The organism is uncultured Desulfovibrio sp. (assembly GCF_944324935.1).
GTDB lineage: Bacteria > Desulfobacterota > Desulfovibrionia > Desulfovibrionales > Desulfovibrionaceae > Desulfovibrio.
This window is the reverse complement of sequence record NZ_CALUYG010000056.1, coordinates 1-14,639: the sequence shown is the minus strand read 5'-3', so window position 1 is coordinate 14,639 and position 14,639 is coordinate 1. Positions and strand designations below refer to the sequence as shown.

Genomic DNA, 14,639 nt, shown 5'->3' with positions numbered 1-14,639 from the left:
GCGCGTTGAGCGGCGGGGAGCATTTCCCCCTGGATGGCGCGCATTCCTCGGTACGGAGGGTATCGCCTGACGGGGGAGCCTTTTTTTCTTCTCTTTTTCGCTGGCTGGCGGCGTCAGGACGGCAGGGAAAGTTTTCCCCGCTGACATACGGTGTGAAGGGGATTGTTGACAACAGGTGAATATGGCAGGTTTTTTTTCAATGTATCGTGTTCTCCGACCCATTGCGCCGAATCAACAGGGGGAAAGCCGTTTTTTCGGGCTGCGTCAAAGGATGGATCGTCGCCACGGTGGGGAAACGAAGAGTTAGCCTTGTTGACGTAAGCGCGGCGGGGCGCGGAGGAGATCGCCGCCCCGCAGGGGCGGAAGCTCCGATGCCGGACGGACGCTCGTCCCGCGCCGGCGCGGGACAGCGGGAGGCCGATAGCCCGCCGCCGCGCGGCAGGGAGGAGGCGGGGGGATGGCAGACTTGTTCCTGAGAACCGTCAAGGATGGCTGCCTCAAGGCGGGGTTGGGGGTCGTAGGGGGCAAGGGGCTGCCAAGCCCCTTACCCCCTGCCGCCCGCCGCGCAGGCGACCCCGGCCCGGACGCCGGGCCGACGCCGCAGTCCAGCGAAGGAAAAAAGAAAAGGAGAACAGGCGACCCCGGCCCGGACGCCGGGCCGACGCCGCAGTCCAGCGGGGGAAAAAGAAAATACCCCTCCCCCGCCGGGCCAGCGCCGGATAAAACAGAAAACCGCGCAGCAAGAATGCCCGCCGCAGGCTATTCCTCGCGCAGGGTGCGGGTCATAAGGCGGGTCACGGCGTCGGCGGGTCTCTCGCCGGAAAAGAGGATGCTGTGGACAGCGTCGGTGATGGGGGCTTCCACCCCGAGGCGCGCCGCCAGATCATGCACGGCAAGGGTCGTCTTGACGCCCTCGGCCACCATGCCGAGTCCGGCGGTGATGGCCTCCAGCGCTTCCCCCCGCCCGAGCCGCAGGCCCACCTGTCGGTTGCGGGAAAGGTCGCCCGTGCAGGTGAGGGTCAGATCACCGAGGCCGGAGAGCCCCATGAAGGTCCGCTCCTTCGCGCCGCAGGCCATGCCGATGCGCGACATCTCCGCCAGTCCGCGCGTGATGAGCGCCGCGCGGGTATTGTGGCCGAAGTGCAGGCCGTCGCTGACGCCGGCGGCGATGGCCATGATGTTTTTCAGCGCGCCGCCCATCTCCACCCCCGTCACGTCCGCGCTCGAATAGCAGCGGAAACGCGGCCCGGAGAGCAGATCGCGCAGGCGGCGGACGAGCTCCGCCTCCTTCCCGGCCAGCACCACGGCCGTGGGCAGGCCGCGCATGACCTCCGCCGCGAAGGACGGGCCGGAAAGCGCGGCGAAGCGGAAGGGCGTGCCGGTCAGCGTTTCGGCCACGATGCGGCTCGGCGTGGCCAGCGTGCCCACTTCGAGCCCCTTGGCGGCATTGATGAGCACAGGCGAGGCGTTCAGATGGCGGCGATGCGCTTCCAGCCAGCCCCGCAGCTGCTGGGTGGGGATGGCCAGCACGAGATAGGTCGCCGACAGGGCATCCGGGTCGGTCTCGGCCCGGAGAGCCGGATGCAGGGGCAGACCCGGCAGATAGCGCGCGTTCTCATGCGTCTCATTGATGCGCCGCGCCGCGTCCGCATCACGCAGCCAGAGACGGACGTCGTAGCCGAGACCGGCCAGCAGGTGCGCGAGCGCGGTGCCCCAGCTCCCGCCGCCGGCCACACAGAATCGAATGGCTGTTTTCATGCTCAGAACCCCAGTGCGCTTTCCCGGCCCGGACTGTCGGGAAGCATATCCCGTTCCACGCGCAGCGTATCGCCGAAACGCAACAGGAACAATCCGGCAAAACGCGTCCCTCTGTAGACTTCCACCCGGAAGATCTTACCCTGTCTGTCCACGGAAAAACGCTTCTGGAAGACCCCATGCTCCAGACGCATGCCGCTTTCGTCCTGCCGGCCGCTGTCAAGGCCGATGGCATTGACGCGAAAGCCCTCCACGGCATGGACGACGGCGTGTTCATATACCCGTACCACCTGTCCGAAGCCCACGAATCGTTTTGCGCCGTCCACAGTGACCGTCATGCCGTCCAGGCTCTCGTCCATCTCGTGCCAGTCAGGCTCGATGAGGGTGATGGTACGGTTGCCGTAATGGATGCACAAGCGTTCATCCTGATCAGGGCAGGGCAGCACGGCCATGATGGGCTTGGAGGTGACGGCCCGGGCCGCGCCGTCCCGGGGCAGCGGCAGGAAGCGGATGGTGTCGCGCACATCTTCCAGCGGCAGGAAAACGCGGTTGCCGGCAAAGGCCACGCCGAGATTCTCCCGCAGGGCCTCACGGATGCCGTCGGGCGTCAGGTCGAAATCCCGCTGGAAGCGCACGCCTGCCTGATGCAGGAATTTTTCTATCACCTGCAGATGATAGTAGACGCGCAGCTCGACAGGGAATTCCTTGCTGGCCTCCAGACCGAAGGCCGCCTTGCCCTGCCGTACGGCATAGTAGGAAAGGCTCTTCTCCATCTCCCGGTCGCCCTCGGCGGTGCGGGTATTGTGGATGTGGTAGGTGTGATGCGGGGCCAGCAGGCGTTTGTTGACGGCGGAGATGACGGCATGCGCCTCGTCGTGCAGCTCGCCCATGAAGACGTCTTCCAGTCTGGCCTGATCGATGACGACGCACTGGCCCCAGCGGCGCGGATTGTTGAGCTTGTCGATGTAGGTGGGGCGGTAGTAGCCGCTGCCGTCGTGCAGATTGAGCACCAGCCGCACGTCGGGGTGACCGATGAGCTCCTTGATGCGGCTGACGGTGTGGAACTCGGGGTCCTCGCTGTCCAGACGGGCGAACTTGCGGTTCATGTCGCCGTGCAGGCCGCGGGAACGCCGGATGATGCTGGGGAAATTGAGGTTCGGCACGACCCAGACGGCCCCCTCCTGGATCTCGTAGCGCGTGCCGAGCAGGGTGGCCGCCGAGAAGCCGCCGGGTTCGTCCCCCTGGATGCCGCCCACCACGAGCACGGCTTCTTTGCCCGTCCCCAGCCGGATGGTGGTGAAGTCCAGCGTATCGCCCGCCGCCGGACGCGCGAGCGCGCCACACACGAGGCACAGCAGACACACGGCCCGGAGCGCGGCATGGACAGTCCGGCGGAAGGAAGCGGTGCGGCCGCCCTGTCGTCGGACAGGGCGAAACGGCATGTCATTTCGCATAATCGGCCCTTTGGCGGGACGCGGCCCCGGCAGGACGAGCGTCCAGATGCGGAAACGGGATGGAATCCCATTAGTTTTACTCATTTGTTCCTGATGAGCAAGCCCTTCTTTTCGGGGACGTACATTGCCCTGTCGTCATCAATTTGTCATAATCATGTTGTAGGCCAACCCAAAAAGGAAGGAGCAGGATATGGGCAGCAAAGCCGATGCCGAGACCGACAAGAAGCACAAGGAACAGGCGGGACAGGAGCTTTCCGCCGCCGAGGTCCTTCCGCCGCACGGGGAGGCGCTGCGGGAGTGTACGGAGGCGCAGATCCATGATCTGTCCTGCCCCGGCCTGTACATCAACCGGGAGACGAGCTGGCTGGAATTCAACGCGCGCGTGCTCAACGAGGGGCTGGACAGCCGCCAGCCCCTGCTGGAGCAGCTCAAGTTCCTCTGCATTTTCCGCAGCAATCTCGATGAATTTTTTATGATCCGCGTGGCCAACGTCCAGCGGCAATATGAGAACCATGTGCCGTCCACCGGACCGGACAAAACGCCGCCCGGCCGGCAGCTGGCGGAGATTCGGCGACTGGTGCTGGCCCAGCTTGCCCAGGCCCAGGAACATTGGAGCAAGCGGCTTGTGCCGCATCTGCGCGAGCGCGGCGTGCGCCTCGTGCGCTACTGCGACCTGACGCGCAAACAGCAGAAGTTCCTTGACCAGTATTTCGCCGACGAGGTCTTCCCCGCGCTGACGCCGCAGGCCATCGACCCCAGCCATCCGCTGCCGGTCATCTCGGCCCTGACGCTGAATTTTCTGGTGCAGCTCGAGGACAGGCACGGCGTCACCCGCTATGCCCGGCTGAAGATCCCCAACAACTTCCCGCGTCTCGTCTTCTCCCCGCGCAACAAGGAAGCCAAGAGCTACACCTCGCTGGGCTTCAGCTCCAATACGCGGGACAACGACATCATCCTGCTGGAAACACTGGTACAGCAGCATCTGCCCATGCTCTTCCCCGGCATGAAGATCGTCAATTCCGCCCTGTTCCGCATCACCCGCAACGCGGATGTGGAGATCGAGGAGGACGAGGCCGACGACCTGCTGGAAGCCGTGCGCGATCTGGTGGACCAGCGGCGCTTCGGCGATGTGGTGCGGCTGGAGGTGGCCCACTCCATGCCCGCGGACATGCGGCGCTTCCTCGTGGATATCCTGGAGCTCAAGCCCTTCCAGGTCTACCGGGTCAAGGGGCCCATGGCCTTTTCCTCGCTCATGGCCCTCTACGGGCTGGACAGGCCCGGTCTCAAGGACGAACCCATGTTCCCGGTGCTGCCCAAACCCTTTGCCGACGAGAGCGGGGACGCCATCTTCGATGCCCTGCGCGCACAGGATATGCTGCTCTTCCATCCCTACCAGAGTTTCGGGGCGGTACAGGAGTTCATCCGCCGCGCCAGCGAGGATCCCGGGGTCATCGCCATCAAGCAGACGCTCTACCGGGTGGGCAAGGATTCGCCCATCGTCCAGGCCCTCATCGAGGCCCGCCGCAGCGGCAAGCAGGTGACGGCGGTGGTGGAGCTCAAGGCCCGTTTCGACGAGGCCAGCAACATCGGCTGGGCCGAGGAGATGGAAAAGGCCGGGGTCCATGTGGTCTACGGCATCCCGGGCATGAAGATCCACGCCAAGCTCTGCCTCGTGGTGCGCCGGGAGGCGCAGGGCGTGCGCCGCTATGTGCATATCGGCTCGGGCAACTACAATCCCTCCACGGCCAAGATATACACGGACATGGGGCTTATGACCTCGCATCCCGGCATCTGCGCCGAAGTGAGCGAACTGTTTAACGTTATGACCGGCTATGCCGAAAAGGACGATTATGCCTACCTGCTGGTCGCGCCCCACGGCATGCGCCGGGCCATCGTGGCGGCCATCCGGCACGAAGTGGAACGCCAGCGCAGCCACGGGGACGGCCTCATCGTGCTCAAATGCAACCAGCTGGTGGACAAGGTCTGCATCCAGGAACTCTATCTGGCGGCACAGGCCGGCGTGCGCGTGCGCCTCCAGGTGCGCGGCGTCTGCTGCCTGCGGCCCAATGTGCCCGGCCTGAGCGAGAATATCGAGGTGACGTCCATCGTCGGCCGCTTCCTGGAGCATGTGCGCCTGTATTACTTCCATAACGGCGGGGATCCGACGCTCTACATGGGCAGCGCCGACCTCATGCCCCGCAATCTTGACCGTCGTATCGAAGTGCTCGCGCCCATCCTTGACCCGGCCCTGCGGGAGCGGGTGAGCCGTGAGGTGCTCATGCCGCATGTCGAGGATGCGCGCGTGTACCGCCTGCAGGCGGACGGCAGCTATGTCCGGCCGGATACGCCCAGGGGCGAGCAGGGCGGCATACAGTACCGCATGCTGGAAAAGTTCGGCTGTCTGGCGGAATAGGACGGCACGGCGAGGCTCGCGGGGCCCGCTCGGACAACGCGGGCCGCAAGGAGAAGCTATGGCTCATTGCAAGCATTGGCACGACGGCGTCTGCAAGGATTGCCGCAAGAATTGTCCCATCAAGAAGAAGCTGGCGGCCAGGGCGGCCAAAAAGGCCGAGCGTCTGGCCCGGGAGGCGGAACGGGCGGCCGGAGGCGGAAACGCCGGGGCCGTGGACGTCTCGACCGAGGTTCTGCGCCTGGCGACCGCCGCTGCCGGGGAAAAGAAGAAAAAGTACGACCGTACTTGCGCCGGCAGGGACAAAGGGCTTTCGTCCGCCCCCGTTCCGACGACGGCGGACGCGCCGCTGTCCGAGGACGGCACGGCCGCGGCGCTGCGCGAAGACAGCCTGCTGGAGGCGCTGGTGCACGGCAAGCGGGTGGCCGCCTTTGCGCGCGAGCTCTTCCGGGCCACGCGGGAGCTGCACGGCCTCGACGCCCTCTGGGGCGGCGTGCTGGACTGGGCGGCCCTGCTGCACGACGTGGGCTGGGTCGAGGGCCAGCGGGCCCACCATAAGCGCAGCGCGCGCATGATCCGGCAAAATCTCGTGCCCGGGCAGGACGTGCCGGCCGAGCTGCGGGCCTGGGCGGCGCTGGTGGCCCGCTATCACCGCCGCCGTGTCCCTTCGCGGCGGCAGCGGCGCTTTGCGGCGCTGGACGCCACGGAACAGCGGGCCGTGCGGCAGCTCGCCGCGCTGCTGCGGCTGGCCGATGCGCTGGACTACAGCCACTCGGGCGCGATAGGAAAACTGGAGGCGCGTCTCGACGGGGATGCGCTGGTACTGAAAGTGAAGTCCGCTCTGGGCTGCTCCGCTGAGCTGCATCGCCTTGAGAGCAAGGCGGAGCTGTTCCGGCAGGTTTTTGAAAAAGAGGTTCGCTGGCAATGCAAGGGACAGGGACGGGCGTAGGCCGGATTCTGGGGATCATCGATCTGGGCAGCAATTCCGCGCATCTCATGGTGGTGCGCATCGCGCCCAACGGCGTGTTCGCGGTGCTCAACCGCGTCAAGCACATGCTGCGGCTGGGCGAGAACGCCTTTCAGGAACGCCGCCTGCAGGAGGAGGCCATGCAGCGGGCCTTCCATGTGCTGCACTCCTTCGGGGCCATGTGCGCCTCCTACGGCGCACAGGAGGTCATCACCGTGGCGACCTCCGCCGTGCGCGACGCCCGCAATGCGGAGGAATTCATCCAGCGGGCCTACGAGGCTACCGGACTGGCCGTTACCGTGGTCTCCGGGCAGGAGGAGGCCCGTCTCATCTATCTGGGCGTCTCCAGCGGGCTGCCGCACAGCCTGGGACAGCGCCTGTTCATGGACATCGGCGGCGGCAGTACGGAGCTCGCCGTGGGCAATTCGCTCGACCATGTCTGCCTCGAGTCCCTCAAGCTGGGCTGCGTGCGGCTGGACAACCAGTTTTTGCAGGGACGGGAAAAACCGGTCTCCGAGGCTGAATTCGCGGCCATGCGTGATTTCGTGCGCATGGAAGCCTCGCACAGCCTGCAACGGGTGAGCGCCTACGACATCACGGAGCTTGTGGGCAGCTCCGGCACCATCCAGACCCTGCATGCGCTGGGCCACCGGCTGGAGCGGGGCACGGCTCCCGGCCCGGACGAGACCACCCTCACCCTGGACGATCTGCGCCGCACCTCGCGCCATATCTGCTCCCTGCCCCTGTCCAAACGGAAGGAACTGCCCGGCGTGAGCCCGCGGCGGGCGGAGGTGCTCGTGCCGGGAGCGGCCATCCTGCAAGCCATGCTGGAAGGACTGCACCTGGAGACCATGCAGGTCAGCAACCGTAATATCCTGGACGGCATCCTGGTCGATCAGCTGCGGCGGCTGGGCTACGGGGCGCAGCCCGCACCCGGCGGCATCCGTGAGCAGAGCGTGCAGCGTCTGGCCCGACGCTGCAATTTCGAGGAGCGCCACGCCCGGCACATGCTGGGCCTTGCTCTCCAGCTCTACGACTCCGCCGCGGACTGCGGCTGCATCCGCCCGGACAGGCAGGCGCGGGAACTGCTCCGCCATGCGGCCTTGCTGCACGACATCGGCATCTTCATCGCCTACCCCAGGCATGCCCAGCACAGCCATTACCTTATCCGCAATACGGAGCTGCTGGGCTTCACCCAGGATGAGATCGAATTCATGGCTCAGCTGGCCCTGCTGCACGGCAAGGGCCCTTCCCGCAAGCAGGAGAGCGCCTCCACCGAGGGGCTGGGACGGCTGGCGCAGCATCTGCGCCCCTGCGCGCTCTTCCTCTCGCTGGCCGAAGGGCTCGACCGCACGCACTGCCAGAACGTGCATACGGCGGAATTTCGGCGCGACGGCGGCGAGGCCGTCCGCCTGCATATCGCCGGCAACGGCAATTGCCTGGTGGAGCAAGATGCCCTCAAAGGCATGGACAAGGTCATCAAGAAGGGCCTCGGCCGCGACATCCCCATCAGTTTCGTCAGTCGGGGGACCGGGGGCGTGCAGGCCGGATGATTCTTGCGTTGCTCTCCGGCGACGCCATTACACCACATAAAGAGGTACTTGCGTATGGGAAACGAATTTGATCCGCGAGTGCTGCAGATCGTGCTGGAGAAACTGCCGGAATACGGGCTGGAACTCGTGGAGATGCGGCCTGAGGAAAACAGCCTGGTCATCCGGGCGGCGTCCGGCACGGTCGCCCGGATCAGTCTGGCCAGCGTGACGGAATACTATGCCGAAACCGGGGACGAGAATGCGCCGGCAAACTTCGTCGCCTGCCTCGCCGACGCCCTGACGCAGGATGGTCCCCCCGACTGGGAGGAAGCCCGCGGGCATATCCATAACGCCATGTGTCCCCGCATGCCGGAGGAAGAGGCCCTGCCCTTCTCCGAGGGGCTGACGCCGCATAGTGCCCGTCATTTCATCCTGGAAACGCCCTCCAACAATTTTTGCCTCACCCCGAACATGCTCGAACAGTGGGGCATTACGGAAGAGGAGGCCCGGCAGGTCGCCGATGCGAACGGCGACCGCCTGCTGGCGGAAACAGAACTTGTGGTCCAGGAAGGCGAACAGGGGGCCATCGGCTATTTCGCCCTTGAGGACGAGACGCTCAATGCCGCGCTGCTGCTCGCGCCCTCCTTCGGCGCACGGGTCGGAGAACGCTTCGGCTGGCCGCTGTACGCCATCATCCCCAACACCCGCCGTTTCTGTTTTTTCAGCAAGGAGTATTTTGAAGCGGGTGCAGACGGCATCAGGGACTTCGTGGAAAGATCCTGCAACGACAGCAAGTGCGTCACGCCCGAACTGCTGGAGATCGGCCCGGACGGCATCCGTGCCGTCGGTGTGCTGGCCGATATGTACGCGGACCACGGAGAAGACGACTAGTCGGCCGCACACAGGCTTTTCCCGCGCGTCGGGAAAGACGCCGGCAGCCATTGGGCGTCCTTCAGGCCCGCAGCCTGTCCGGCAGGAAACCGCAAGGGGGGCGGATGCCCCCCCTTTGTCATGGCTCGTGGCGCGGCCGTACGGACCTTGGGCTGCTGATGCCATTCGGGTTCGCTGGAAGAAGGGGAGCGCCATCCCCTCATCAGCGCGTCGTTACCAGGGAATGGGACGGAGACTCGAGACGCCCCGCCCGTGACGGCACGCGGAACGCATACGTTTTTTCGCGGGAAAACGCGCTATTGCGGGTCAAAGCCGATGTCGGCGATGGCCTCGCGCAGGGCGGCCATATCCACGGGGGCGCTCTCCTCGAAGCGCAGTTCCCCGGCTTCCAGGTTCACCTCCGGCCTGCTGACGCCGGGAATCTTGGCGGCGGCCTCTTCCACCGCCGCCTTGCAGTGTCCGCAGCGCATGCCGTTTACCTTGAGTACGAGCATGATGTCCTCCTTGGATTATCCGGTCTTCAGAGTATTGATTTTCATTTTCATAAGGTTCATGCTCTCTGTACGCCCGCCCGCCGCGGACGTCAAGCGGTCGCCCGGTCAGGGTGACCGCAGGCGACAGGCGGACGGGGCGTATCGCTGATCAGACGGGAGAGGGAAGCCATGAATTCCGACAAGCTGTGTTCTCTGCGCTACGATATCCAGGGCATGCATTGCGCGGCCTGCTCCTCGCGCATCGAGCGCGTGGTGGGCCGCATGGACGGTGTGGCGGGCGTCTCCGTCAATCTGGCCACCGGCAAGGCGGAAGTGCGCGTACCGCGATCCCGCCGGGACGAGCTGTCGGCGGCCATCGTGGCCAGGGTGGCGGGGCTCGGCTTCGGGGCCACGCCCTCCCGGCCGGAAGACCCGGCCCGGCAGTTCGCCGAGAGCCGTCGCAAGGGGGAGGAGGAGCGCCGCGGGCGTCTGCGCCGCCTCCTGCCCATGCTGTGCTTCGCGCTGCCGCTGCTCTATCTGTCCATGGGCCACATGGCGGGCCTGCCCCTGCCCGCGGCGCTCGCCCCGCACAACGCCCCCCGGGCCTTCATGCTGGCACAGCTCCTGCTGACGCTGCCCGTGGTCTGGCTGGGCAGGCATTTTTATGTGGAGGGGCTGGCGGCCCTAGCGCGACGCGCGCCCAATATGGACAGTCTGGTGGCCGTGGGCACGGGCGCGGCCTTCCTCTTCAGTCTCGGCAACACGCTGCTTGGCCTGCTGGGGGACGAACCGGTCCGGCGGGCCATGAATCTGTATTACGAATCCTGCGCCGTGCTGCTCACCATGATCGAGTTCGGCCAGTTCCTCGAGGCCACGGCCCGGCGCAAGGCCGGGGACGCCATGGGCGCGCTGCTGCGCCTGACGCCGGAACGGGCCCTCAGGGTGCACGAGGACGGCGGGGCCACGGAGATCCCGCTGGCCGACGTGCGGGAGGGCGACGTGCTGCTGGTGCGTCCCGGAGCCCGCGTGCCGGTGGACGGCGTCATCCTCACCGGCACGAGCGCGGTGGACATGTCCCTGCTGACCGGCGAATCCGTGCCTGTGGCCGTGGCCGTCGGGGATGAGCTGGTGGCGGGCAGCGTCAACGGCGAAGGCCCGCTGACCATGCGCGCCGAACAGGTGGGGCAGGACACGCGGCTGTCCCGCATCATCCGGCTGGTGCGCGAGGCGCAGGGCAGCAAGGCCCCCATCGCCCGGCTGGCCGACCGGGTGAGCTTCTATTTCGTGCCGGCGGTCATGGCCTTTGCCCTGCTGGCCGCGCTGGCCTGGTGGCTGATCAGCGACGAGCCCGTCAGCACGCCGCTGACCGTCTTTGTGGCCGTGCTGGTCATGGCCTGCCCCTGCGCCATGGGGCTTGCCACGCCCATGTCCATCATGGTGGGCACGGGGCGCGGCGCGCAGCTCGGCGTCCTCATCAAGAACGGGGCGGCGCTGGAGCAGACCGGACGGCTGAGCATCATCGCCGTGGACAAGACCGGCACGCTCACCACGGGCAAGCCCGTCCTCGTGGACAGGCAGCGGCTGGACGAGGCTCCGGCGGCACTGGACGACACCGCGCTGCTGGCTCTTGCGGCCGCGCTGGAGAGCCGTTCCGAGCATCCGCTGGCCCGGGCCATCGCCGCCGCCGCGCAGGAGCAGGGGCTCCCCGCCTGCCCCGTACGCAACGAAAGCGTCTGGCCGGGGCGCGGCATCACGGGCATCGTGCGTCTGGCCGAGACGGAATGGCGGGTGGCCGTCGGCAGCACCAGCCTCATGGGACGGCTGGGCATGGTCGTGCCGGATGCCGTCCTCGAACGGCTGGCCGCCGCGTCCCAGCGCGGACGGACGCCGCTCATGCTGGCCGTGGCTCCCTTTGTCCGCACGGAGGAAGGCGGCGAGCCGTCCGCCGCTGACGGCGACGGGCTGCGGCTGGCGGCCGTTCTTTCCCTGGCCGACGCGCTGCGGCCGGAATCGCCGGAAGTGGTCCGCCGCCTGCAGAACATGGGCCTGCGCGTGGTTATGCTCACCGGAGACAACGAGCGCACGGCCTGGGCCATCGCCGCCCGCGTGGGCATCGCGCCGGACGATGTGGGCGCTGGCCTGCTGCCCGACGGCAAGGCGGACTACATACGCCGATTGCAGCAGAGCGGACAGGTGGTCGGCATGGTGGGCGACGGCATCAACGACGCGCCCGCGCTGGCGCTGGCCGATGTGGGCATGGCCGTGGGCTCCGGGGTGGACGTGAGCGCCGAAGCCGGAGACATCGTGCTCATGCGCGGCGGCATGACCGCCGTGCTCACCGCCCTTTCCCTTTCGCGGGCCACGCTGCGCAATATCCGGCAGAACCTTGGCTGGGCCTTCGGCTACAACATCCTCGGCCTGCCCGTCGCCGCTGGCCTGCTGCATCTGTTCGGCGGGCCCATGCTCTCGCCCATGATAGCGGGCACTGCCATGGCGCTGTCCTCGTTTTCGGTGGTCAGTAATGCGCTGCGGCTGCGCTTCTTCCGTCTTGAGCGGCCGTCCGCCGCGCTGACCGCTCCCCCCAACGTTCAGGAGAACTGATATGGAAAATGCCCTGCATGTCGGCCTTACCGGCCAGAAGGAGATCACCGTCACCTGCGATATGATGGCTTCGCACATCGGCAGCGGCCACGTCTACGTCTATGCCACGGCCATGATGATCGCCGGCATGGAAGCCACGGCCGTGGATCTGCTCCAGCCGCTGCTGCCCGAAGGCTATACCACCGTGGGCACGCATGTGGACGTTTCGCACGTTTCGGCGACCCCCTGCGGCATGAAGGTCCGCTTCACGGCGGAACTGACGGCCATTTCCGCCAACGGCAGGGGCTTCACCTTTCGTGTGTCCGCCCATGATGCCGGCGGCCTCATCGGCGAAGGCACGCACGAACGGGTCATGGTCAACGGCGAGGCCTTCGAGCAGCGCACCCACACCAAGGCGGAAAACCTCGCCCACCGGAGCGATTTCTGAGACCCGACCGGGAGACGCCGCACGTTGACAGGGGCGGATGCCGTCCCTACTGTACTGCCGTACCCGTCGCCGGACGGAGCTCACGCCATACAGCCGCCATGCGGCAGGAGAATACGACATGCCTCTGTGCACCATCCCTGAAGCCATTGCCGATCTGAAGCAGGGCAAGATGATCATCCTGGTGGACGATGAAGACCGGGAAAATGAAGGCGACCTGACCATGGCCGCCGAATTCGTCACCCCCGAAGCCATCAACTTCATGGCCAAATACGGCCGCGGGCTCATCTGCCTGCCGCTGGCCCCGTACATGGCCGACCGGCTGGAACTGCCGCTTATGACGCAGCGCAACGGTTCCCGTTTCGGCACCAACTTCACGGTATCCATCGAGGCCCGCGACGGCACGACCACGGGCATCTCCGCCGCGGATCGGGCCCGGACCATCCAGGTGGCCGTGGCCGACGGGGCCCGCCCCGAAGACATCGTGACCCCCGGCCACGTCTTCCCCCTGCGCGCCCGCGCCGACGGCGTGCTGGCCCGCGCCGGGCAGACGGAAGGCAGCGTGGACCTTGCCCGCCTCGCCGGGTTGCGTCCCGCCGCCGTCATCTGCGAGATAATGAAGGATGACGGCACCATGGCCCGCCTCCCCGATCTTGAGGCCTTTGCCGCCGAGCACGGCCTCAGGATCGCCGCCGTCAAGGACATCATCCGTTACCGCATGGAGCGCGGTCAGGTGTCCGTCAAATGCGCGGCCCGCGCCCATCTGCCCAGCCAGTTCGGGGACTTCACCATCTGCGCTTACGAGAGCGAACGCGAGCCCGGGACCCACGTCGCCCTCGTCAAGGGCGACATCAGCGGCCCGGAACCCGTGCTCGTGCGCGTGCACAGCGAATGCCTCACCGGGGATGCGCTCGGCTCCCTGCGCTGCGACTGCCGGGCCCAGCTCGGCGCGGCCCTGAGCCAGATCGAACGGGAAGGACGCGGCGTGCTGCTTTACATGCGGCAGGAAGGACGCGGCATCGGCCTGGCCAACAAGATCCGCGCCTATGCCCTGCAGGATGAAGGCTACGATACCGTGGAGGCCAACCGCAAGCTCGGCTTCCCGCCCGATCTGCGCGACTACGGTACCGGAGCCCAGATCCTCGTGGACCTCGGCATCCACAAGGTGCGCCTGCTGACCAACAATCCCAAGAAGATCGTCGGCCTCTCCGGCTACGGCATCGAGATCGTGGAACGCGTGCCCATCGAGGTGGACGCCTGCCCCGAAAACGAGGCCTACCTCCGCACCAAGAAGGAAAAGATGCACCACCTGCTCAATCACATCTGCAGCCACTAGGTGTTGTGTTTCGACAGGTTGTTCACCCTTTCCTCATTCGGTAAGCTGGAAGTTACCAGACAAACCAGCAAGCAAGTGAGGGAAAGGGTGAACAGCCATAAGAATGCCAAACTTACGCCCAGAGGTCGAGAGGAAATGGTTCGGCGGATGGACAGTATGCCCGCCGCTTCCGTCGCTGCGGGATTTGGCGTAAGCCTGCGTACCGCCAGAAAATGGAAAAGCCGTTACCGGCAGGGCGGCGTCGAGGCGCTTGCGGACAAAAGCTCACGCCCCCTGCGCTGTCGGAGCAGGCTGACGGAAAAGACCTTCGGGGAGATCTTCTCCCTGCGGCAGAAACGCTTGACCGGAGATGCCATAGCGGCCCGGCTGGGACTTGGCCGCAGCTCTGTTTTTCGCGCCTTGCGCAAGCTTGGCTGTTCACGGCTTGCCTCTCTGGAGGTAAAGCCTCCTGTGCGGCGTTACCAGTGGGAAAAGCCCGGGCAAATGTTGCATATCGACATCAAGCGACTGGGGAAGATCGACGGTGTGGGACACCGAAAAGCGGGAACACGTCAAGTTTGTCGTCGCCGTCCCGGCTGGGAATATCCGCATGTTTGCATTGATGATGCTTCGCGTGTGGCGGGCAGATTGTCAAACGAAAGTTGACACAAAGAAGACCCCGTCTTCCCTCATTTTTTCCACAGTTGTCTTGTAACCGAACTTCTTGCGCGGGCGGTGGTTGATGAGTGCCACCGCCCTCTCCATGTCTTTTTGCGTTATCCCCTTGAAACTCCTGTACCGGGGAAAAAATTGACGA

11 protein-coding genes are annotated in these 14,639 nt (G+C 66.0%); 8 read left to right on the top strand and 3 right to left on the bottom strand.

The window, feature by feature from the left end:
• Positions 1-759: 759 nt before the first annotated feature.
• Entirely contained in the window at positions 760-1,746 is a 987-nt protein-coding gene (locus tag Q0J54_RS10915; RefSeq protein WP_296305637.1) for an NAD(P)H-dependent glycerol-3-phosphate dehydrogenase, read from the bottom strand.
• Positions 1,747-1,760: 14 nt separating this feature from the next.
• Positions 1,761-3,197: a M99 family carboxypeptidase catalytic domain-containing protein gene (locus Q0J54_RS10910; protein WP_296305635.1), complete on the bottom strand. Its 1,437-nt coding sequence runs from the start codon at positions 3,195-3,197 to the stop codon at positions 1,761-1,763.
• Between the two features lie 202 nt (positions 3,198-3,399).
• On the opposite strand from Q0J54_RS10910, the gene ppk1 reads away from it, so the two are divergent.
• The 4 genes from ppk1 to Q0J54_RS10890 are packed head-to-tail and all read left to right on the top strand — an operon-like array spanning position 3,400 to position 9,009.
• Entirely contained in the window at positions 3,400-5,622 is a 2,223-nt protein-coding gene (gene ppk1, locus Q0J54_RS10905) for a polyphosphate kinase 1 (protein ID WP_296305632.1), read from the top strand.
• 58 nt (positions 5,623-5,680) lie between these two features.
• Positions 5,681-6,568 carry an HD domain-containing protein gene (locus tag Q0J54_RS10900; RefSeq protein WP_296305630.1) on the top strand — a complete coding sequence of 296 codons (888 nt, stop codon included), beginning with the start codon at positions 5,681-5,683 and terminating at the stop codon, positions 6,566-6,568.
• Positions 6,544-8,139, top strand: a complete 1,596-nt coding sequence (locus Q0J54_RS10895) for a Ppx/GppA phosphatase family protein (protein ID WP_296305628.1) — start codon at positions 6,544-6,546, stop codon at positions 8,137-8,139. The genes Q0J54_RS10900 and Q0J54_RS10895 overlap by 25 nt, the downstream gene beginning before the upstream one ends.
• Before the next feature lie 54 nt (positions 8,140-8,193).
• Positions 8,194-9,009: a hypothetical protein gene (locus Q0J54_RS10890; RefSeq protein WP_296305626.1), complete on the top strand. Its 816-nt coding sequence runs from the start codon at positions 8,194-8,196 to the stop codon at positions 9,007-9,009.
• Between the two features lie 296 nt (positions 9,010-9,305).
• On the opposite strand, the gene Q0J54_RS10885 is transcribed toward Q0J54_RS10890, so the two are convergent.
• Positions 9,306-9,503, bottom strand: coding sequence for a heavy metal-associated domain-containing protein (locus tag Q0J54_RS10885; RefSeq protein WP_296305624.1), 198 nt, complete (start codon positions 9,501-9,503; stop codon positions 9,306-9,308).
• A 168-nt stretch (positions 9,504-9,671) separates the two neighbouring features.
• Here Q0J54_RS10885 and Q0J54_RS10880 point away from each other — a divergent pair, with 168 nt between their 5' ends.
• The 4 genes from Q0J54_RS10880 to Q0J54_RS10865 all read left to right on the top strand — a co-directional run bounded on the left by Q0J54_RS10880 (position 9,672) and on the right by Q0J54_RS10865 (position 14,488).
• Positions 9,672-12,083 carry a heavy metal translocating P-type ATPase gene (locus tag Q0J54_RS10880; RefSeq protein ID WP_296305622.1) on the top strand — a complete coding sequence of 804 codons (2,412 nt, stop codon included), beginning with the start codon at positions 9,672-9,674 and terminating at the stop codon, positions 12,081-12,083.
• Position 12,084: 1 nt separating this feature from the next.
• Complete coding sequence (locus Q0J54_RS10875) at positions 12,085-12,510, top strand: thioesterase family protein (protein ID WP_296305620.1); 426 nt, start codon at positions 12,085-12,087, stop codon at positions 12,508-12,510.
• A gap of 118 nt (positions 12,511-12,628) precedes the next feature.
• A complete protein-coding gene (locus Q0J54_RS10870; protein WP_296305618.1) occupies positions 12,629-13,843 on the top strand; it encodes a bifunctional 3,4-dihydroxy-2-butanone-4-phosphate synthase/GTP cyclohydrolase II in 1,215 nt (404 codons plus the stop codon).
• Positions 13,844-14,488 carry a leucine zipper domain-containing protein gene (locus tag Q0J54_RS10865; RefSeq protein ID WP_296305616.1) on the top strand — a complete coding sequence of 215 codons (645 nt, stop codon included), beginning with the start codon at positions 13,844-13,846 and terminating at the stop codon, positions 14,486-14,488.
• Positions 14,489-14,639: the final 151 nt, after the last annotated feature.

Bases quoted from the DNA above. Each gene is read 5' to 3' on its own strand.
- Q0J54_RS10910 (WP_296305635.1), bottom strand. From the start codon at position 3,197: ATGCCGTTTCGCCCTGTCCGACGACAGGGCGGCCGCACCGCTTCCTTC.
- ppk1 (WP_296305632.1), top strand. From the start codon at position 3,400: ATGGGCAGCAAAGCCGATGCCGAGACCGACAAGAAGCACAAGGAACAG.
- Q0J54_RS10900 (WP_296305630.1), top strand. From the start codon at position 5,681: ATGGCTCATTGCAAGCATTGGCACGACGGCGTCTGCAAGGATTGCCGC.
- Q0J54_RS10895 (WP_296305628.1), top strand. From the start codon at position 6,544: ATGCAAGGGACAGGGACGGGCGTAGGCCGGATTCTGGGGATCATCGAT.
- Q0J54_RS10890 (WP_296305626.1), top strand. From the start codon at position 8,194: ATGGGAAACGAATTTGATCCGCGAGTGCTGCAGATCGTGCTGGAGAAA.
- Q0J54_RS10885 (WP_296305624.1), bottom strand. From the start codon at position 9,503: ATGCTCGTACTCAAGGTAAACGGCATGCGCTGCGGACACTGCAAGGCG.
- Q0J54_RS10880 (WP_296305622.1), top strand. From the start codon at position 9,672: ATGAATTCCGACAAGCTGTGTTCTCTGCGCTACGATATCCAGGGCATG.
- Q0J54_RS10875 (WP_296305620.1), top strand. From the start codon at position 12,085: ATGGAAAATGCCCTGCATGTCGGCCTTACCGGCCAGAAGGAGATCACC.
- Q0J54_RS10870 (WP_296305618.1), top strand. From the start codon at position 12,629: ATGCCTCTGTGCACCATCCCTGAAGCCATTGCCGATCTGAAGCAGGGC.